Raw genomic sequence first — 19807 nt, 5'->3', positions numbered from 1 at the left:
TGTACTTTATAGTTAAGTAAAGTAAATCTCAACGTAAAGAAATCCAATTATGTCGTTGTCTTAGAAGAATGTAACTACAATCATTGATACAAATAAGATTGTTAAATAATTTAGGGAATAAACAAACATTTGTACGGACCATTTGATGTCATCTTGCTTACGGAAGCCATAAAATCCTAAAACGATCCATCCGATGTTTAACAATGTTGCAATTACCATAAATGTTATCCCTAGTCCACTCATATAAAATGGTAGTGGTAATAAACATACTGTCCAAATCATAATTTGGCGTTTCGTAATTTCAAATCCATGAACTACAGGAAGCATTGGAATTCCTGCATTTCGATATTCATCAACACGTTTCATCGCTAATGCGAGGAAATGTGGGATTTGCCAAATAAACATAATTAAAAATAACATCCAAGCAATTGGATGGCCTAAAGATGGATCGATTGCTGCCCATCCAATTAAAGGTGGAACTGCTCCAGATATACTACCTACAACAGTATTTAGTGTATACTTTCTCTTTGTCCATAACGTATATAAGACAACATATGTGAAAGCACCAATAAATCCCATTAATACAGCCATTGGTGTTGTTAATAATAAAAATACAAATCCAAGAAGTAATATAACTAGTCCAAATGTAAGTGCAAATCCCGGTTTATACTTCCCAGTAACTGTTGGACGGGTTTTTGTTCTTTCCATTAACGGGTCGATGTCTCGATCAATGTAGTTATTTAAACAACATACCCCTGCCATAATTAATCCAGAACCAACGATTGTAAAGAATAACTTATCCAGATTGTCCATCACACTTAATCCATTAAAATGTAATGCCAACCAAAATCCTGTAAATACAGTAAGTGTATTTGAGTTTACAATCCCCATTTTAACGAGCGCTGATAAATCTTGTAGCCGAGTTGTTTCCGGTACACTTGTAACAGCTGACTCATCATGCAGCTCACTTGTTGCATGGCTCATCACTTTAACCCCCTCTTAAAACTTTCATCTTTCTTTTTGCGCCTATTTCGAATGAAATATTTCGCTTCTATATAGCAATATTATTACAGTAGAAATATTGTTAATCCATTCTACTACTAATCTACGCCCATACTCCAATATATTAAATCATATTTCCCGAACATTTTGTGAAGAAAACATGAACTTTTTGTGTCGAATATAAAAACTTAATTCTTACTTGTCCTTATCATAACATGATGTTACCTTCTATAATAAACTTTTTTGTCATATTTAACACGTATTCTCCCCATATCTTTTCAAAATAGCCTGTTTTTCACCTAAAAATCCCCTTATATATCCTATTTCCACACCCATTTTCTCTCCCCTGTCTGCCCCCGCCATTTCTTTGCTATTTTATTATTTTTTATATATCATAGGAACTAGCGCTTTTTATTCTATACATAATGGAATGAAAATATTTCGCAATAACTTCATAGCAGAAAGATGGTGAAATAGATTGCAACGCTTTATTAAATGGTTAGCAGTCATTACGAGTCTTGATTTATTAATAGTTTTACTAGGAGGCGCCTTAGTTACAAAAACAGGTTCTGGCCAAGGGTGCGGTAAATCATGGCCACTTTGTAACGGTGAATTTGTTCCATCTAATTTATCAATGGAAACTATTATTGAACTAAGTCACCGCCTTACATCAGGATCAGCAGGAATTCTTGTCACTCTCCTTTGTATTTTGTCCTGGAAATATTATAAACATGTGCGCGAAACAAAAACGTTAGCAATTTTATCCTTCGTATTTTTAGTTGCGCAAGCATTAATGGGAGCGGCAGCAGTTGTTTGGGGACAAATGCCAGCTGTACTTGCTATCCATTTCGGTATTTCCTTAATTTCATTTGCTTCTGTCATTTTATTAACGTGTCTTATCTTTGAAATTGATCAGAAATTTGATGCACGTTCACTTATTATGGACAAAAAAATGAAATTTCATATTTATGGTGTAACAATTTACAGTTATATTGTCGTCTACACGGGTGCTTTAGTACGTCACGAACGAGCTAGCTTAGCCTGTCCAGACTTTCCTTTATGTAGCAAAAATAGACCTATGCCAACTCAACTACATGAATGGGTTCAAATGGGACATAGAGTTGCAGCGATGTTAATTTTCGCTTGGATACTATACGCGATGATTCTCGCTATTCGCCATTACAAACAGCAGCCTGTCGTATACTGGGGATGGATCATTTCATTTATCCTTGTTACACTTCAAGCTATCGTAGGAATTTTAGTCGTATTTACAAATGCTAATTTAGTAATGGCATTATTACATTCACTATTCATTTCTTGCTTGTTTGCTGTACTATGCTATTTAGTTATGTTAGGTACACGAAGTAAAGTGAATGCAAAAGAAGCTGAATCAACTTCTAAACAAACAAAATAAATTTAAATTAAAATACCTTGCTGAATTGGCAAGGTATTTTTTGCAATAAAGTGAAACTTTAATCAGTGGGGGTCTTCATCCCCCACTGATTATTAGCCCGCACCAATCAGGCTTTTATGGGCAGTTGATCCCCCATCTAACTTCTTTGTTTTCGCTGAATTTTGAGGCGGGTGTCTTACTGCCCGGCGAATAGCGGGATAAAGAAAAAGAGCTGCATTTACACAGCTCTTTTTCTTTTTTAGTGATCTAATTCAATCAGTAAGTCACCCGTTTGAATTGCATCTCCATCGTTAACATATACTTTTTTCACTTTACCATTGAACGGCGCTTGAACTGTCGTTTCCATTTTCATCGCTTCTGTAATTGCCATAGAATCGCCTTTTTTCACTTCATCGCCTTCTTTTACAACTACTTTAATAACCGTTCCTGGCATTGTTGCACTAATGTGGTTTGGATTTTCACGGTTTCCTTTCACACGTTGTGCCACTGTTGCTTTCACACTTTCGTCTTTCACAACAATCTCACGCGGTTGACCGTTAAACTCCAAGTAAAGAATACGATTTCCATCTGGCTGAGGCTCTCCAATTGATACTAGTTTAACCATCAATGTTTTACCTTGTTCGATTTCCACATTAATTTCTTCACCAAGTCTCATACCATAGAAGAATGTCGGTGTATCAAGCACAGACACACTTCCATAAAGCTCAGCAACTTTTTCGTAATCCATAAATACTTTTGGATATAATGCATATGCAACAACATCAAAAATCGTCACTTCGCGTCCAAGCTTATGGAATAGCTCTTCTTTTAACGCGTCGAAATCTACTGGCTCCAATAATTCACCCGGTCTTACTGTTAATGGCTCTTTCCCTTTTAAAATAATTTCTTGTAACTTTTTCGGGAAACCACCATACGGTTGTCCTAAATCTCCTGAGAACATTTCAACAACAGATCCTGGGAAGTCCATAGAATGCCCACGCTCTAAAACATCTTGTTCTGTTAAGTGATTTTGAACCATAAATAATGCCATATCACCGACAACTTTAGATGATGGTGTTACTTTAACAATATCGCCAAACATGTCATTCACACGGCGGTACATTACTTTCACTTCATCGAAGCGATCTCCTAAACCAACCGCTTTCGCTTGTTGTTGTAGATTACTATACTGTCCGCCTGGCATTTCGTGCATATATACCTCTGTATGAGGTGCATTCATACCACTTTCAAACGGTGCGTAGTATTTACGTACATCTTCCCAATAATGAGATAGTTTTTCTAATGAATCTATATTAACGTCTGGCTGTCTTTCGTTTCCACCTAATGCATAGTATAGCGTGTTCGCACTTGGTTGTGACGTTTGACCAGCCATAGAACTTACTGCTACATCGACAATGTCAACACCTGCTTCAATTGCCTTTGTATACGTTAATATACCATTTCCACTCGTATCGTGTGTATGCAAGTGAATCGGAATCGATACCGTCTCTTTTAATGCAGAAACTAAATCATATGCCGCATTAGGTTTTAATAAGCCTGCCATATCTTTAATTCCTAATATATGTGCTCCTGATGCTTCTAACTCTTTTGCTAATTTTTTATAGTAATTTAAATCATATTTACTACGTAACGGATCATGAATATCTCCTGTGTAGCACATTGTTGCTTCTGCAATTTTACCAGTGTCTCGTACAGCATCAATCGCAACTCTCATACCTTCTACCCAGTTTAAGCTATCAAAAATACGGAACACATCAATTCCTGCTTGAGCAGAACATTCCACAAATTTTCGAATTAAATTATCCGGATAGTTTTTGTAACCAACTGCGTTTGAAGAACGAAGTAACATTTGGAATAAAACGTTTGGCATTTTTTCACGAAGATCTAGTAATCGTTCCCATGGATCTTCCTTTAAGAAACGATATGCAACATCAAACGTTGCACCACCCCACATTTCCGCTGAGAATAGGTTCGGTAACATTCTCGCTGTCGGCTCTGCAATTTGATGTAAATCTTTTGTACGAATACGCGTCGCCAGTAATGACTGATGCGCATCACGGAATGTTGTATCCGTTAAAAGTACACGCTTTTGATCTTGTACCCATTTTACTAATCCGTCCGCTCCACGCTCATCCAAAATTTGTTTCGTTCCATTTTGAACCGGCTCTGAGTGTAATACATTCGGGATACGAGCATCCGGGAAAATTGGTTTCTCTTTTTTCCCTACTCCTGGGAAGCCATTTACTGTTACTGACCCAATGTAATTTAACATTTTTGTTCCGCGGTCTTTACGTTTCGGGAACAGGAATAATTCAGGTGACGCATCAATAAATGAAGTGTCATATTCTCCTGATAAGAAGTTTTTATGTTTTACTACATTCTCTAGGAATGGAATATTTGTTTTAATACCACGAATACGGAATTCTTTTAAGTTACGTTCCATTTTCGCAGCAGCTTGTTCAAAAGTAAGTGCCCATGTTGTAACTTTTACAAGTAAAGAATCATAGTACGGTGTAATAACAGCACCTTGGAAACTATTACCTGTATCAAGACGAACACCGAAACCACCGCCTGATCGGTATGCCATAATTTTCCCTGTATCCGGCATGAAATTATTTAGTGGGTCCTCAGTCGTTACACGAGATTGGATCGCAAATCCATGAACAACTACTTCCTCTTGCTTCGGAACACCTACCATTTTACTATGTAATGCATGTCCATCAGCTATTAAAATTTGCGATTGAACGATATCTACCCCTGTGATCATTTCTGTAATTGTATGTTCAACTTGAACACGCGGATTTACTTCAATAAAGTAAAACTCATCACCTTTTACAAGAAATTCTACTGTACCTGCGTTTAAATAATTTACATTTTTCGTTAATTTCACCGCAGCATCACAAATACGCTGACGCAAATCATCTGAAAGCGACACACTAGGCGCGATTTCTACCACTTTTTGGTGACGACGTTGTACAGAACAGTCACGCTCGTATAAATGAACAACATTGCCCTCTTCATCTGCTAAAATTTGAACTTCTATATGTTTAGGTTTTTCAACGAATTTTTCAACGTATACTTCATCATTACCAAAGGCTGCTTTCGCTTCTGACTTCGCTCGATTATACGATTCTCTTAATTCTTCACTACTACGTACAATACGCATACCACGACCGCCACCGCCAAGGGAAGCTTTAATAATAATCGGGTAATCATACTTTTCAGCAAATTCTCCAACTTCTTCTACTGAATTTACCGGCCCATCACTACCAGGAATAACTGGAATTTGTGCTAGCTGCGCTTGTGTTCTTGCTTTCACTTTATCTCCAAACATATCTAAATGCTTACTCTTTGGACCAATAAAGATAATCCCTTCTTCTTCACAACGTTTTGCGAATTGAATATTTTCTGACAAGAAGCCATATCCAGGGTGGATTGCATCTACATGATTACTTTTCGCAATCTCAATAATGCCCTCAATATCTAGATAAGCATCAATTGGCTTTTTCCCTTCCCCAACTAAATAGGACTCATCGGCTTTATAACGATGATAAGAACCACTATCCTCTTTAGAATAGATTGCAACTGTTTTTAATCCAAGTTCCGAACAAGCTCGAAACACACGAATTGCAATCTCTCCGCGGTTAGCTACCAATACTTTTTGAATACGTTGCAGCTTTGTCATGATTTTCCCCCTCTACTTTCCTACCACTCTAGAGATAAAATATATACACACCCTAAAGAGCGTGAAGTTCTTCACTTTCTACATTATATTATACTTAGAAAGCTTCACTTTATTTTTATCCATCATACCTTATTTTTTAACAAATGATAAGTTTTCTGATCAATTTGTTTCACAAAAATAGTATAGCATACCTCTTCCTTTTCTAACAACTTAATTGTATATCACATTTAATTAAATGTGATATATTTTTTAGTGTATATACCAATTAATGCATCCTATTTAATGTTTCTTGCACATAAAAAAAACACAGCGCGCTCTAAAGCACAATGTGTTTTTTATTTTACTACAACAAGACGCGGTCCATCTTGCTCTCTTTCTTTCATTATCTCATTTTGTTGTTTCTCTTGTCGTTTTACATGACTAGCAACATTTAATAATATACCCATCGCAATTAAATTAGCCAATAAAGAACTACCACCATAACTAATAAACGGTAAAGGTACTCCTGTAAGTGGTATTAATCCAGACATACCACCAACATTAACAAAAGTTTGTATCCCAATTAAACTTGCAATTCCGATTGCAATTAAACTTCCAAATGGATCTTTACATTTTTGCGCTACTCTAAACGAACGAATGATAATAAGTAGTAAACAGATTAAAATGATAGCTACACCTATAAAACCTAGTTCTTCAGATATAATCGCCATAATAAAATCCGTTTGCGGCTCTGGTAAGTAGCCATACTTTTGTATACTATTTCCTAGTCCTCTACCATTTAACCCACCTGAGGCAATTCCAATAAATGAATTTATTAATTGAAATCCATCTTTTTGCGGATCGCTAAATGGATCAAGAAAAACTGAAAATCGAGCTTTTTGGTATAGACTTAATTTATAGTTTCCGATAAAATACAACGCCGGAACCCACACGACAGATGTTAATAAAAATCTTTTAATCCACAAGTTAACATTAACTCCTGAACAGAAGAACATAACTAACACTGTTCCACCTATTAATATGTCAGTCCCTAAGTCATTTTGTAATAAAATTAATACCATCGATCCACCGACAACAAATATAGGAGGTATTATCCCTTGAAAAAAAGGGGTTTGCCTCTCTTGTTTCTTAGCAAAAAAACTTGCTAGCGTAATAATAACTGCTATTTTTACAAACTCAGCTGGTTGTATACCTAGTATCCATCCTTTTGCACCATTGATTACCTTACCGAAAAGAAAAGCTGCTGTTAGTAAGCCCAGACTCCCTAACCCCATCGCTGTAAGAACTATTTTTTTCCTCCAAAATTTGTAAGGAATTACAGCGACAATCACTAGTATTACTGTTCCAATAGCAAGAGCAACTAATTGTTTTTTAAAAAAGTGATCTGCTGGCCAGTTATATTTCGACGAAATCGCGACAATGGAACTAGAACTATATACCATTATAACTCCCAACACACATAAGATAACAAGAGGAAGTAATAATGAATAATCCATTGATTTCCATACTCTTTTCATTTCATTTCCTCTTTCTGTTTCAATTTAATTATTGTTGTATTCCATATGTACATTGATTCTTCCTGCTTTATTATACAAATAAAAAGCCCAAACTATTTCAGTTTGAGCCCCCCTATTTGAACCCGTTATTGTTGTTTGTTCGTAAATGCTTCATGAAGTGCAGATAACTCACGTTCAAGCTCTCCTAACATTGCTTTCCCTTGTTCTTCTGCAATAAGACCAAGGCGAACTGCAAAATCGACCTCGCGGGATAGTCCAAACATTTGTGTGTCTAACACTTCTTCATATAATGGACATTGCGGCATTGTAAGATTGTCCATTTGCACCTTAATAAGTCTTAAAATCTTCTCCGCATCCGCTTGTAGAAGGGCTAGTGCCTTTTCCTGATGATTTGATACTGTCTCAGACGCCAAATTGATTCCCTCCGTTTCCGTCCTACTCTCTCCTATCTATTAATATTAGCGATAGTTTTAGTAAATTGCAATAGAAACATTTTTTGTGACAACCGTGTCTAATGCTATTATACTGAAAAGTGGGAGTATAACACAAATGGGGGAACAACAATGAGCGAAATTTTATTTATTAATGGAAAAGTTCGTTTTCCAATCACTATCGATCCAACTGTTTGGATCTTTGATGATCGAAAAGTAGATTTGACAACTTACTTTGATGAAACAAGAGAAAACACTTCAGAACTAGAAGCTTATTTAAAAAACACTTCAGAGCATTGGGATCGCGAAATCCGTGATGGTGCTGCGTTTCCACCGATACAACAAAGTGTAAAGAAATATAAAAAAGAACAACTAATTACTGGAACGTTCGGTATACCACTTCATCCATTTCTTGCTAACGCCGAAATTTCAGAGGACGCTACGCAAGTCGAAATTGAAACAGTAGATCAAACAATAATACTTCCATTAGAAACTGTAGAAAATGCTATTCTTGGTTTTTCAAAAGAAGGAAAGCCATTAAAAGAGGATGGACCTGTTCATCTATATTACAATGATGGATCTAATAGACAAAATCCAATCCGTAACATCCGTAAATTTACAATTATTTAAAGTGTATACTTGGAAGAAAAAGGAGTGAGCCTCAGCTCACTCCTTTTATAATAAATCCGCTGCAAGTTGAGCTAAATTAGACCGCTCCCCTTTAACAAACTTTACATGACCACTAATACGTTGCTCTTTAAACTTCTCTACAACATATGTTAAACCATTATTATATTCATCCAAATACGGGTGATCAATTTGCTGAGGATCTCCCATTAATACAATTTTACTTTTTTCTCCTACCCTTGTTAATATCGTTTTCACTTCATGCTTCGTTAAATTTTGTGCTTCATCAATTATAATGAACTGATCTGGAATACTTCTCCCACGTATATAGGTAAGGGCCTCTACTTCAATCGAACCCATTCCAGCTAAAATAGCATCTAACTCTCCTGGCTTTTTCGTATTAAATAAGTACTCTAGATTATCAAAAATCGGTTGCATCCATGGTCTTAACTTTTCTTCTTTTTCTCCTGGTAAATAACCGATATCTTTTCCGACTGGAACAATTGGCCTTGCAACGAGTAGTTTTTTATATAGTCCTAAATCTTCCGTTTGCATGAGTCCCGAAGCCAACGCGAGTAATGTTTTTCCTGTACCAGCTTTCCCCGTTAACGTTACTAGCGGAATATCTTCACGAAGCAACAATTCTAACCCCATAATTTGCTGCACATTTCGTGGTCGTATCCCCCATACTTGTTCATTGTGAAAAATAAGTTTCTTTACCTTCTTACCTAAATGATCCACAATGCCAAGTGCTGAACTAGATCCCCCTAATGCATCTTTCATTACTACAAACTGATTTGGATAAAAAGGGTGATTTGCAATTTCGGATAAAGGCAATTCACCTTTTTCATAAAAATAATCTAATTGCTCTTTTGATATATACCCTTCTAAAAATCCTGAATATATATTATCTACTTCAATTACACGATCACTTAAATAATCTTCCGCCTTCAAACCAATTGCATCAGCTTTTACCCTTACGAGCACGTCTTTACTTACTAAAATAACAGACTTCCCGTCCTCTTTTTCTTGTTCTTCTAAAGATAGATTTTTTGCTACAGCTAAAATTCGATTATCATTTGTTTTTTCTACAAAAATATCTTGTAGTTGAACAAATGAACGATGATTTAATTCAATACGAAATGTACCGCCGTTTTCTAACGGAATACTTTCATGCAGCTTTCCTATTTCACGAAATTTGTCTATTAACTTAGATACATAACGAGCGTTTCGTCCTACTTCATCCATATAACGTTTTTTCGAATCAACCTCTTCTAATACAACTGCTGGAATCACTACTTCATTTGTTTCAAATGAAAAAATAGATAAAGGATCCTGCAAAAGTACATTCGTATCTAACACATAAATTTTATCCAACCTGTTACCCCCTGACTCCACTTTTAAATTTGTAGAACAAGGGTTTCATCCATAAAATATGGACGAACCATTGTTATAATTATATGTACCGTATAAACGAGGTAGAATCGAAATTCATAACCATGAAACCTTTTATTTATTTTTTATTCATTTCTATTCAATATATTACTTTTAATTATAATTATTAACATAAAATCACAATAACTGATTACAAAAGTTAATAACTTATTTTCTTATTTATCACATTTATAATTCTTTTATTCCTACTAACACTTGGTTATCCAGCTTTTTCGCTGCGCGAATATCATATGTTTTTTCATAGGTTGGCTCAGTTGCAAGCTTCGCTCCATAAAACATAACATCACGTACTTCTTGTACATTTACTTCTATTACAGTTAATTTTAGAGGAATGCCTTCCATTCTATCAGTCAAAATTTCACCTGCACCACTTATGGAAAATACGGATTCATTCGCCATTATAGTCAATACTAGCCCAGTACTATGCCGTATATTTTCCACAATACGTGAACGTTGATCTACTGCAAATCGAATACTAGTTTTACTCACTGCATACACCCAAGAAATAGCACTTACGTTAGGAACTTGTTTTTCGAAGTCTGTTGTTGCTACCATAACAATACATTCTTTACGTAACGTTTGTACTAAATCATCTGTTAATGTAGGATCTACTACATTCGCCATATTTCCACCTCCAAATATACTTACTATATCCTTATCATAACTTATTTTTCGAATTGCGAAAATATTATTTTTTCCCGCTATTATTCAAAAATATTACACTTCCATGATATACTTATACTGATAGAATTCGTATTGAGGTGACGAAATGAGAGTCAAGTGTATGATTTGTGATAAAAAAGATATGTTAGATGATGAAAATCCTATGGCAAAAAAACTACGTAACCGCCCTATTCATACATATATGTGCATGGAATGTTCGGAACGAATTGCAGAACGTACGATGGAACGTCATGCAAGTGGTAATTTCCGATTATACCGTGATAAAAAAGTCGAAGACGATTGGTAAAATGTAAATAAGTCCTTAATCATATAGATAAGGACTTATTTATATTTTTCAGGTTCACGATTCATTTGATCCAAAAAACAATCAATAGCTTCTAACGGAAACCTTGCAGATTTTCTTTCTCCATTCATTTCATATGTAATCAAATACATTTCTTCATTCTTTTTAACTTCCACATTCTTTAATTTATGTTCTTCATATATCATATTTTCAAATAACAAATACGTTTCTTGTGCAGCACGATCATCTGGACGTGCTTCGGCAACTGTTTTAATTGTTAACCAATTATATAACGCATCTTGTACTGAACGCATAAAAATTTGCCCCCTCACCCTGCTTTTTGTTGTCTCGCTTGACGTAAACGCAACCTATAAATCCCAAGTACAATTGCCGCTACAACAAGGCCCTCTCCAACAGGTAAAAAAACTGCAAAGAAAGTTAAAACTGTACATCCAATCGCTAACGATATATATATCACTATATTTTTTATTATTGATAGTTTTCTTGCAAAACCTAAATTATACACAAGTGCACTTAATATAATAATGATGCCATACAGCAACCACATCCCTAGTTCCGGATTTTCATCAACTTTACATAATTTCGCAAAAAACGACATTCTTTCTAACATCATTCATCCCCCTTTCTCACAAGAAACAAATTTTATTTATGTACTTAATACAAGAGTAACCCGCAAAAAAAATACTGTCCACAAAAAAAGAGTAAATATTCCAAAAATAAATACAATAAAAAACAGCCACCCCTCAAAGGTAGCTGTTCTATTATTTTACGCTTCTACAGATTTCTTTTTCTTAGCAGCTCTTTCGCGCTCGCTCTTATCAAGAATCTTTTTACGTAGACGAATTGATTCTGGAGTTACTTCACAGAACTCGTCATCGTTTAAGTACTCTAATGACTCTTCTAAAGTCATTAAGCGTGGTTTTTTCATTGTTGAAGTTTGATCTTTCGTCGCAGAACGAATATTAGTTTGTTGTTTCATTTTTACAACGTTAACTGTTAAGTCATTCTCACGAGTATGTTCTCCAACAATCATACCAGCATATACTTCTGTACCTGGTTCAACGAAGATTACACCACGGTCTTCAACTTGCATAATACCGTATTGTGATGCTTTTCCTGTTTCAAGTGAAACTAGAACACCTTGGCGACGTCCACCAACTTGTCCAGCGTGTACTGGTTGGTAGCAATCGAATGTATGGTTTAAAATACCGTAACCACGAGTTAATGTTAAGAATTCTGTTGTGTAACCAATTAAACCACGTGCTGGAACCATGAAAGTAAGGCGAACTTGACCGTTTCCGTTATTCACCATATCTAACATTTCACCTTTACGTGCACCCATAGATTCCATAATAGAACCAGTGTATTCTTCAGGTACATCGATTTGCACGCGCTCTACAGGCTCACATCTTACGCCATCAACTTCTTTAATAATTACTTCAGGCTTAGATACTTGTAGTTCATAACCTTCACGACGCATGTTTTCAATTAGGATAGATAAATGTAATTCCCCGCGTCCAGATACGATCCACGCATCAGGAGAATCTGTATTATCTACACGTAAACTTACATCTGTTTCTAATTGTGAACGAAGACGCTCTTCAATTTTACGAGATGTAATGAATTTACCTTCACGACCTGCAAATGGGCTGTTATTTACAAGGAATGTCATTTGTAGTGTTGGCTCATCAATACGTAATAATGGTAAAGCCTCTTCATGCTCAACCGGACATACCGTTTCACCTACGTTAATGTCTTCCATACCCGAAACAGCTACTAAATCTCCAGCTTTTGCTTCTTCAATTTCTTGACGTTTTAATCCAATGTAACCAAATAATTTCGTTACACGGAATTGTTTTACAGTTCCATCAACTTTCATTAATGCAACTTGTTGTCCTACTTTCATTGTACCACGGAATACGCGTCCAACCCCGATACGACCAACATAGTCATTGTAATCAAGAAGTGCTACTTGGAATTGAAGTGGCTCTTCGCTGTTATCAACTGGTGCTGGAATATGTTCAATAATTGTGTCAAACAATGATTTCATATTCTCTTCTTGATTTGCTGGATTTGAATCTAAGCTTGCTGTTCCGTTCATTGCTGATGCAAATACAACTGGGAACTCTAACTGATCTTCGTTTGCACCAAGTTCGATGAATAAGTCAACTACTTCATCAACTACTTCATCAGGGCGAGCGAAGTCACGGTCAATTTTGTTTACAACAACGATTGGAGTTAAGTTTTGCTCAAGAGCTTTCTTTAAAACAAATCGTGTTTGTGGCATACAACCTTCATATGCATCAACAACAAGTAGAACACCATCAACCATTTTCATGATACGTTCTACTTCTCCACCGAAGTCAGCGTGACCAGGTGTATCTAAAATGTTAATTCTTTTATCTTCATAGTGAATCGCAGTATTCTTCGCTAAAATTGTAATACCACGTTCTCTTTCTAGATCGTTTGAGTCCATTGCGCGTTCTTCAATATGTTCATTCGCACGGAACGTCCCCGCTTGACGTAATAACTGGTCAACAAGTGTTGTTTTACCATGGTCAACGTGGGCAATAATTGCTATATTTCGTAAATCTTGTCGTTTTTTCAACATGTCCAACTCCTAATGTCTTTTTAATCCTTCTCTATTATAAGAGCGAAGGGGATACAATGGCAATCAAAATAAAATCAAGAATGAAAATATAGTTGTATTCTTACTTTTGTGAAAGTAAAATGAGATTGGAGGGTGAAGAAATGGAACACATTCAATATCGCTTTTTATTAACTGCAATTATCGGTGTTATTTTCTTAATCGGTATCGGCATTATGGTTGCTGAAAATAGTCCCATCGGTATTATTATTTGCATTATCGGCACATTTGTTACAGTTGGATACGGTTTTGTAACAAAAAGAAAAATGCGTAAATCGAAATAACGTCAAAAAGTAAGAAGCGCTTATACAGCCTCTTACTTTTTTTGTTACTCCGCTATAAATCGTAACAACTCTTCATACACTCCTGGTTTTGCAACTAATACGCTGCTCTTCTCTACGATAGAAAGCGGGGATCCAGAAAAAGTTGTCACCTTGCCTCCAACTTCCTCTACAATTATCTGTCCCCCACCAAAATCCCATGGTGATAATCTCGGCGTTACATATGCATCTATTCTTCCTGTTGCAACGTATACCATCTCTAACGCTGCACAGCCATATGATCTCGTGCCTCTTGCTTTCTTAACCAGTGCCATCATACTTTCCTTATTAAGCATTGGATTGTCGGTAAGCCATATCGCATTTAAAGCTACAATACCTTGCTCTACAGTTCCTTTTTCCAATAAAGGTATTGGTACTTCATTACAAAATGCCCCAGCTCCCTTTACCGCATGGTATAATTCATCATGAACTGGATCATAAATGAGTCCAACCTTTCCGATACCGTTCTCATAAATTCCAATTGAAATTGCGAAATTTCTTTTTTGATGAACAAAGTTCATCGTGCCATCAATTGGATCAATTAACCAAACAACCCCATCAGAAGAAGTTACCTCATCTCCATAACCTTCTTCTCCTAAAATATTATGGTTCGGGAATGTTTCTTTAATTTTCCCAATTAAAAACTGTTCTATTTCTCGGTCCATATTTGTTACTAAATCAGCTGCATTGGATTTCGTTTCTATAATAAGTGCTTTTTCCATTGATGCCATTAAAAACTCTCCTGCATCTCGAATCCACTGTTTGGCGTGTGCATCGATGTCTTTCCATACTTCTTGCATGTTTAAACACTCCGATCTATACTGTTCACAGAAAAAACGAACCCTTTATAAGGTTCGCACCAACTAATTTTTTATACATATACTATTATTACGCTTCTAAACGAATCATTTCAAGTCTTAACACTTCTAACTTTTGTACACACTCTTCTTTTTTCAGTTTATCATTTTCCATCATCGCATCATATAAAGTTGCTAATTCATAATCTAGCTCCAAACGTAGCACCGGTATTCTCTTTTCAGCATCTGTTCTCTTTAACGCATTAATCACCTGTCTCATATTATTTGCCTCCTCCCAATATTCGTCTGCCCTCGGACTAGAATTGATTCAATTTTCTGATTTTTTGTTTTATACTATACTATGTTGGATAAATCATCTATGCAACAAAATTATATTTTTTTATTTAAATTTTTTTGTGCTGTTTTTTTTATGAATAGTACAAGCTATGCTAAAATAAAAGCAAAATAGGAGTTGGAGGAACAATCATGACACTACAAACATTCAAGTCAACTGATTTTGAGGTCTTTACAGTTGATGGTCTCGAAGAACGAATGAGTGCAATTAAAACGAACATTCATCCTAAGCTTGAAGCTTTAGGGGAACAGTTTGCAACGTATTTATCCAAACAAACTGATGAGAACTTTTTTTATCATGTAGCAAAACATGCACGCCGCAAAGTCAATCCACCAAACGATACTTGGGTTGCTTTTTCAACAAATAAACGCGGTTATAAAATGCTGCCACATTTCCAAATTGGATTATGGGGTACTCATGCCTTCATATACTTTGGTTTAATCTATGAGTGTCCACAAAAATTGGAGACGGCTCACGCCTTCTTAGAACATTTAAATGATTTAAAAACAAATATTCCAAATGACTTCGTTTGGTCCATTGACCATACTAAACCAAGTGTAAAATTACATAAAACACTTGAAACAGAAGACTTACAAAAGATGATTGAACGTCTAGCTACTGTGAAAAAAGCAGAATTATTAGTTGGTATTCATATATCACCAGAGGAGTTTTCAGCAATGACCAACGAACAATTCCTTGCTAAGATTGAATCTACGATGCAATCACTCCTTCCTTTATATGCACTTTGTAATCGATAGTAGAAAACGGACAATTTATATTGTCCGTTTTTAGTTGTTATCACATTATATCACTTCAGTTTTCATTTTTCAAAATTTTTTTACATTTTCACAAGTTTTTGTTCTTCAGTTTCTTTCGCCCTTTGAATCGCACGGTATATAGAATATCCACTTACTTCTTGAAACTCTTTATCAATTTTCTTCTCTTCTGCTTTAGATGGAACAATCTCTTTAAAACGACGATATAATCCCATTAATTCTTCTCTTATAATTCCTTTTTCATATGCTTTCTCAATTGCTTCATAAAACTTCACAATTACAACCATTTCCTCATTTGACCAATTATAATCTAACGGATATTGATATTCCATTTCGCACCTCATTTATCATTTCTTCTTATTTCAATATGCTATCTTAAAGGGATTTTTTTCTTCTTCACTATAGCCACTTTGCATTATACACTATTTATTCATTGTGATGGAATTGTCTTCCTCTATAAGTTAATTGGAAACAACTATTTAACATACTCACTGTAAAAATATTTTTTTCTATACATCTATAATTATTGGTGATATAATGCTTTTGTTTTATAGAAAATAAAGTGAACCTACCATCTCAAAAATGCTTTTGTGATTGGCAGAAAAACAAGTCTCATTCTAAAAAGCACTTAACTTTTTTAGAACAAGATTATATAAAACAAACTCTAATAAATATTATGAAAAAGAAGGGGTGTATAGATTGTCCCAATACGAAACACCATTGTTTACCGCTTTAGTTGAGCACAGTAAGCGAAATCCAATTCAATTCCATATTCCTGGTCACAAAAAAGGACAGGGCATGGATCCTACATTTCGCGAATTTATTGGGCATAATGCATTAGCAATTGATTTAATTAATATTGCGCCGCTCGATGATTTACATCATCCAAAAGGTATGATTAAAGAAGCACAAGATTTAGCAGCCGCTGCATTTGGTGCAGATCATACTTTCTTTTCTATTCAAGGTACAAGTGGTGCAATAATGACAATGGTGATGAGCGTGTGCGGTCCTGGTGACAAAATCCTAGTGCCACGAAACGTGCATAAATCAGTAATGTCAGCTATTATTTTCTCAGGTGCAAAACCGATTTTCATGCATCCTGAAATCGATCCAAAACTTGGTATTTCACACGGAATCACAATTCAATCTGTCAAAAAGGCACTTGAAGAGCATTCAGATGCGAAAGGCTTACTTGTTATTAATCCAACATACTTTGGCTTTGCTGCGGACTTAGAACAGATTGTCCAATTAGCCCATTCTTATGATATCCCTGTACTAGTTGATGAGGCTCATGGTGTTCATATTCATTTTCACGATGAATTGCCGATGTCAGCGATGCAAGCCGGTGCAGATATGGCAGCAACAAGTGTTCACAAATTAGGAGGATCTTTAACGCAAAGTTCTATTCTTAACGTGAAGGAAGGCCTTGTGAACGTTAAACATGTTCAATCTATTATTAGCATGCTTACGACTACATCAACTTCTTACATCTTGTTAGCATCCCTAGATGTTGCTAGAAAACGTCTTGCTACAGAAGGAACGGCACTCATAGAACAAACAATTCAATTAGCGGAACAAGTTCGTGATGCTATTAATGCTGTTGAGGATCTTTACTGTCCTGGGAAAGAAATGCTAGGTACAGATGCTACTTTTAACTACGATCCTACAAAGATAATTGTATCTGTAAAAGATTTAGGTATTACAGGCCATCAGGCTGAAGTATGGCTTAGAGAGCAATATAACATTGAAGTAGAACTCTCGGATTTATACAACATACTATGTCTTGTCACTTTTGGGGATACAGAAAGTGAGACAAATACACTTATTGCAGCATTACAAGATTTAGCAGCAACATTTAGAAATAAAGCCGATAAAGGTGTTCAAATACAAGTAGAAATTCCAGAAATACCAGTGCTAGCACTTTCTCCTCGAGATGCTTTTTATTCGGAAACAGAAGTCATTCCGTTTGAAAATGCAGCAGGTCGTATTATAGCTGATTTCGTTATGGTTTATCCGCCAGGGATTCCAATCTTTACTCCAGGGGAAATTATTACACAAGATAACTTAGAGTATATTCGTAAAAACTTAGAAGCGGGTTTACCTGTACAAGGTCCTGAAGATATGACATTACAAACATTACGTGTGATTAAAGAGTACAAGCCTATCAGTTGATAGGCTTTTCTTTCACCTTTTTTCTCTTTTCCCATACGATATTAAGTAATGTAACGTATAGGTGGGGATACTATTATGATTGTAATAGGCCGTTCTATTGTACATCCTTATATCACAAATGAATATGAGCCATTTGCAGCTGAGAAACAACAAATTTTATCGATAATGGCAGGAAATCAAGAAATTTATTCCTTCCGAACATCTGATGAACTCAGCTTTGATCTAAATTTGCGAGTGAATATTATTACTTCTGCATTAGAACTTTTTCAAAGTGGATTTCAGTTTCGCACATTTCAACAATCCTTTTGCAACCCCCAGTATTGGAAAAGAACACCACTTGGAGGATTCGAGCTACTACCAAACATACCCCCTTCCATTGCCATACAAGATATTTTCAAAAACGGAAAACTATATGGAACTGAATGCGCCACCGCTATGATCATTATTTTTTACAAAGCTTTACTATCATTATATGAGGAAGAAACTTTCAACCGTCTCTTTGCAAACCTTTTACTTTATACGTGGGACTACGATCAAGATTTAAAGCTCATAACAAAAACGGGTGGCGATCTTGTTCCAGGTGATCTCGTTTATTTTAAAAATCCACAAGTGAATCCAGCTACGATCGAGTGGCAAGGAGAAAATACAATCTATCTAGGAAATTTCTTTTTTTACGGACATGGCGTAGGTGTAAAAACAAAAGAGGAAATTATATACTCATTAAATGAACGACGAGTCCCTTACGCTTTTATTTCAGCTTTCTTGACCGATACTATTACCCGTATTGATAGCCGTCTCATGAGCCACTACGCCTCTCCTAGCACTCCACAGACATCGATAGGATTTATTCCGATTAGAGATGATGCAATCGTTGCAACAGTTGGCCATACAACTACAATTTATTAAAAAAGCGCCTACATATGTATATGTAGGCGCTTCTTCTTATTTAAGCTTTTGTATGTTCTTTATGGTCACATTCGCAATGAGATCCACATTTTCCGTATAGTACTGTTGATTTTTCATCTTCAAAATGTCCGATTGTTCCTTCACATACTTGGCATACGATTGTTCCCATTTTTCATTTCCCCCTGAGTTTTAATAATAATCTACTTATTTATAATTAAGCTTTCGCCTTGTCTCTATTAGCACAGTCACAATTTGTACCACATTTTCCGTAAAGCACTGTCGTTTTTTCATCTTCAAAATGTCCGATTGTTCCTTCACATACTTGGCATACGATTGTTCCCATTTTTCATTTCCCCCTAAGTTTATGGTCCTAAAAACTTTTAGCTGTCCATTTCCTATCAACTATTGGGCTTTTGTATGCTCTGTGTGATCACATCCGCAAGATCCACATTTCCCGTAAAGTACCGTTACTTTCTCATCCTCGAAGTGTGCAATTGTACTTTCACAATCTTGACATACGATCGTTCCCATTTTTCATTTCCCCCTAAGTTTATAATCCCAAAAACTTTTGTAACCGCTTAACTTTCTGTCTTTATTTTAATATGTTATACTTTTTACGTCAATAGGTTTTTAGTATAACACATTAAATATTTTTAATTTAAATTAGTATGCGATATTCAAACAAAAAAACAGCCATATTTATACGTACGACTGT

The 19807-nt window shown here is 35.6% G+C and carries 22 protein-coding genes; 7 read left to right on the top strand and 15 right to left on the bottom strand.

Annotated features, from left to right (window positions below):
• Window positions 1-60: 60 nt before the first annotated feature.
• Complete coding sequence (ctaB, locus tag QCI46_RS07640) at window positions 61-984, bottom strand: protoheme IX farnesyltransferase (protein ID WP_000017546.1); 924 nt, start codon at window positions 982-984, stop codon at window positions 61-63.
• Window positions 985-1480: 496 nt separating this feature from the next.
• Between ctaB and ctaA the strand changes: the two genes are divergently transcribed.
• The gene (gene ctaA, locus QCI46_RS07635; protein WP_001188735.1) at window positions 1481-2416 is read left to right on the top strand and encodes a heme A synthase; all 936 of its coding nucleotides are present in this window, start codon (window positions 1481-1483) and stop codon (window positions 2414-2416) included.
• A 238-nt stretch (window positions 2417-2654) separates the two neighbouring features.
• Here the strand turns inward: ctaA and pyc are convergent, their stop codons facing one another.
• The 3 genes from pyc to QCI46_RS07620 form a co-directional block, all read right to left on the bottom strand.
• Entirely contained in the window at window positions 2655-6101 is a 3447-nt protein-coding gene (pyc, locus tag QCI46_RS07630) for a pyruvate carboxylase (RefSeq protein WP_353839878.1), read from the bottom strand.
• A gap of 335 nt (window positions 6102-6436) precedes the next feature.
• Complete coding sequence (gene ftsW / locus QCI46_RS07625) at window positions 6437-7618, bottom strand: putative lipid II flippase FtsW (RefSeq protein WP_353839877.1); 1182 nt, start codon at window positions 7616-7618, stop codon at window positions 6437-6439.
• Between the two features lie 125 nt (window positions 7619-7743).
• Window positions 7744-8031, bottom strand: a complete 288-nt coding sequence (locus tag QCI46_RS07620) for an Fpa/YlaN family protein (RefSeq protein ID WP_000135698.1) — start codon at window positions 8029-8031, stop codon at window positions 7744-7746.
• Window positions 8032-8181: 150 nt separating this feature from the next.
• Between QCI46_RS07620 and QCI46_RS07615 the strand changes: the two genes are divergently transcribed.
• Entirely contained in the window at window positions 8182-8679 is a 498-nt protein-coding gene (locus tag QCI46_RS07615) for a molybdopterin-binding protein (protein WP_353839876.1), read from the top strand.
• 45 nt (window positions 8680-8724) lie between these two features.
• Here QCI46_RS07615 and QCI46_RS07610 read toward each other — a convergent pair whose 3' ends face one another.
• A complete protein-coding gene (locus QCI46_RS07610) occupies window positions 8725-10053 on the bottom strand; it encodes a PhoH family protein (protein ID WP_000358079.1) in 1329 nt (442 codons plus the stop codon).
• 246 nt (window positions 10054-10299) lie between these two features.
• Entirely contained in the window at window positions 10300-10755 is a 456-nt protein-coding gene (locus QCI46_RS07605) for a PNPOx family protein (RefSeq protein WP_000024571.1), read from the bottom strand.
• A 145-nt stretch (window positions 10756-10900) separates the two neighbouring features.
• Here QCI46_RS07605 and QCI46_RS07600 point away from each other — a divergent pair, with 145 nt between their 5' ends.
• The gene (locus tag QCI46_RS07600; RefSeq protein WP_001995040.1) at window positions 10901-11101 is read left to right on the top strand and encodes a YlaI family protein; all 201 of its coding nucleotides are present in this window, start codon (window positions 10901-10903) and stop codon (window positions 11099-11101) included.
• A 35-nt stretch (window positions 11102-11136) separates the two neighbouring features.
• Here QCI46_RS07600 and QCI46_RS07595 read toward each other — a convergent pair whose 3' ends face one another.
• From QCI46_RS07595 to typA, 3 genes are all read right to left on the bottom strand, one after another.
• Complete coding sequence (locus QCI46_RS07595; protein ID WP_046956451.1) at window positions 11137-11412, bottom strand: hypothetical protein; 276 nt, start codon at window positions 11410-11412, stop codon at window positions 11137-11139.
• Window positions 11413-11426: 14 nt separating this feature from the next.
• Entirely contained in the window at window positions 11427-11729 is a 303-nt protein-coding gene (locus tag QCI46_RS07590) for a YlaH-like family protein (RefSeq protein ID WP_000893656.1), read from the bottom strand.
• A gap of 156 nt (window positions 11730-11885) precedes the next feature.
• Entirely contained in the window at window positions 11886-13730 is a 1845-nt protein-coding gene (gene typA / locus QCI46_RS07585) for a translational GTPase TypA (protein WP_000914755.1), read from the bottom strand.
• A 140-nt stretch (window positions 13731-13870) separates the two neighbouring features.
• Here typA and QCI46_RS07580 point away from each other — a divergent pair, with 140 nt between their 5' ends.
• Window positions 13871-14050, top strand: a complete 180-nt coding sequence (locus tag QCI46_RS07580; RefSeq protein WP_000400128.1) for a DUF5325 family protein — start codon at window positions 13871-13873, stop codon at window positions 14048-14050.
• 44 nt (window positions 14051-14094) lie between these two features.
• Here QCI46_RS07580 and QCI46_RS07575 read toward each other — a convergent pair whose 3' ends face one another.
• A complete protein-coding gene (locus QCI46_RS07575) occupies window positions 14095-14886 on the bottom strand; it encodes an inositol monophosphatase family protein (RefSeq protein WP_048546124.1) in 792 nt (263 codons plus the stop codon).
• 88 nt (window positions 14887-14974) lie between these two features.
• On the bottom strand, window positions 14975-15163 hold the full coding sequence (locus QCI46_RS07570; RefSeq protein ID WP_001250166.1) for a hypothetical protein: 189 nt from the start codon (window positions 15161-15163) through the stop codon (window positions 14975-14977).
• Window positions 15164-15369: 206 nt separating this feature from the next.
• Here QCI46_RS07570 and QCI46_RS07565 point away from each other — a divergent pair, with 206 nt between their 5' ends.
• Complete coding sequence (locus QCI46_RS07565) at window positions 15370-15996, top strand: YktB family protein (RefSeq protein WP_353839875.1); 627 nt, start codon at window positions 15370-15372, stop codon at window positions 15994-15996.
• A gap of 80 nt (window positions 15997-16076) precedes the next feature.
• Here the strand turns inward: QCI46_RS07565 and QCI46_RS07560 are convergent, their stop codons facing one another.
• Window positions 16077-16346 (bottom strand): UPF0223 family protein, encoded by a 270-nt coding sequence (locus QCI46_RS07560; RefSeq protein WP_000456567.1) that lies wholly within the window; start codon window positions 16344-16346, stop codon window positions 16077-16079.
• Between the two features lie 367 nt (window positions 16347-16713).
• Between QCI46_RS07560 and speA the strand changes: the two genes are divergently transcribed.
• Together speA and QCI46_RS07550 are read left to right on the top strand one after the other, a co-directional pair.
• Window positions 16714-18186 (top strand): arginine decarboxylase, encoded by a 1473-nt coding sequence (speA, locus tag QCI46_RS07555; protein WP_000084901.1) that lies wholly within the window; start codon window positions 16714-16716, stop codon window positions 18184-18186.
• Between the two features lie 75 nt (window positions 18187-18261).
• Window positions 18262-19092: a protein-glutamine gamma-glutamyltransferase gene (locus QCI46_RS07550; protein ID WP_000635322.1), complete on the top strand. Its 831-nt coding sequence runs from the start codon at window positions 18262-18264 to the stop codon at window positions 19090-19092.
• A gap of 40 nt (window positions 19093-19132) precedes the next feature.
• Here QCI46_RS07550 and QCI46_RS07545 read toward each other — a convergent pair whose 3' ends face one another.
• Genes QCI46_RS07545 through QCI46_RS07535 form a run of 3 tightly spaced genes read right to left on the bottom strand, consistent with a single transcriptional unit; the run spans window position 19133 to window position 19623 of the window.
• Window positions 19133-19261 carry a GapA-binding peptide SR1P gene (locus QCI46_RS07545; RefSeq protein ID WP_000536796.1) on the bottom strand — a complete coding sequence of 43 codons (129 nt, stop codon included), beginning with the start codon at window positions 19259-19261 and terminating at the stop codon, window positions 19133-19135.
• A gap of 45 nt (window positions 19262-19306) precedes the next feature.
• Complete coding sequence (locus tag QCI46_RS07540; RefSeq protein ID WP_000536801.1) at window positions 19307-19435, bottom strand: GapA-binding peptide SR1P; 129 nt, start codon at window positions 19433-19435, stop codon at window positions 19307-19309.
• 59 nt (window positions 19436-19494) lie between these two features.
• Entirely contained in the window at window positions 19495-19623 is a 129-nt protein-coding gene (locus QCI46_RS07535) for a GapA-binding peptide SR1P (protein WP_048563226.1), read from the bottom strand.
• Window positions 19624-19807: the final 184 nt, after the last annotated feature.

Source organism: Bacillus cereus group sp. RP32, from assembly GCF_040459735.1.
GTDB lineage: Bacteria > Bacillota > Bacilli > Bacillales > Bacillaceae_G > Bacillus_A > Bacillus_A wiedmannii.
This window is presented reverse-complemented; position numbering and strand designations above follow the sequence as displayed.

Bases quoted from the DNA above. Each gene is read 5' to 3' on its own strand.
- QCI46_RS07565 (WP_353839875.1), top strand. From the start codon at position 15,370: ATGACACTACAAACATTCAAGTCAACTGATTTTGAGGTCTTTACAGTT.
- QCI46_RS07590 (WP_000893656.1), bottom strand. From the start codon at position 11,729: ATGTTAGAAAGAATGTCGTTTTTTGCGAAATTATGTAAAGTTGATGAA.
- QCI46_RS07545 (WP_000536796.1), bottom strand. From the start codon at position 19,261: ATGGGAACAATCGTATGCCAAGTATGTGAAGGAACAATCGGACATTTT.
- pyc (WP_353839878.1), bottom strand. From the start codon at position 6,101: ATGACAAAGCTGCAACGTATTCAAAAAGTATTGGTAGCTAACCGCGGA.
- typA (WP_000914755.1), bottom strand. From the start codon at position 13,730: ATGTTGAAAAAACGACAAGATTTACGAAATATAGCAATTATTGCCCAC.
- QCI46_RS07615 (WP_353839876.1), top strand. From the start codon at position 8,182: ATGAGCGAAATTTTATTTATTAATGGAAAAGTTCGTTTTCCAATCACT.
- QCI46_RS07580 (WP_000400128.1), top strand. From the start codon at position 13,871: ATGGAACACATTCAATATCGCTTTTTATTAACTGCAATTATCGGTGTT.
- QCI46_RS07575 (WP_048546124.1), bottom strand. From the start codon at position 14,886: ATGCAAGAAGTATGGAAAGACATCGATGCACACGCCAAACAGTGGATT.
- QCI46_RS07570 (WP_001250166.1), bottom strand. From the start codon at position 15,163: ATGAGACAGGTGATTAATGCGTTAAAGAGAACAGATGCTGAAAAGAGA.
- QCI46_RS07540 (WP_000536801.1), bottom strand. From the start codon at position 19,435: ATGGGAACAATCGTATGCCAAGTATGTGAAGGAACAATCGGACATTTT.
- ctaB (WP_000017546.1), bottom strand. From the start codon at position 984: ATGAGCCATGCAACAAGTGAGCTGCATGATGAGTCAGCTGTTACAAGT.
- ftsW (WP_353839877.1), bottom strand. From the start codon at position 7,618: ATGAAAAGAGTATGGAAATCAATGGATTATTCATTATTACTTCCTCTT.
- QCI46_RS07605 (WP_000024571.1), bottom strand. From the start codon at position 10,755: ATGGCGAATGTAGTAGATCCTACATTAACAGATGATTTAGTACAAACG.
- QCI46_RS07550 (WP_000635322.1), top strand. From the start codon at position 18,262: ATGATTGTAATAGGCCGTTCTATTGTACATCCTTATATCACAAATGAA.
- QCI46_RS07595 (WP_046956451.1), bottom strand. From the start codon at position 11,412: ATGCGTTCAGTACAAGATGCGTTATATAATTGGTTAACAATTAAAACA.
- QCI46_RS07600 (WP_001995040.1), top strand. From the start codon at position 10,901: ATGAGAGTCAAGTGTATGATTTGTGATAAAAAAGATATGTTAGATGAT.
- QCI46_RS07560 (WP_000456567.1), bottom strand. From the start codon at position 16,346: ATGGAATATCAATATCCGTTAGATTATAATTGGTCAAATGAGGAAATG.
- QCI46_RS07535 (WP_048563226.1), bottom strand. From the start codon at position 19,623: ATGGGAACGATCGTATGTCAAGATTGTGAAAGTACAATTGCACACTTC.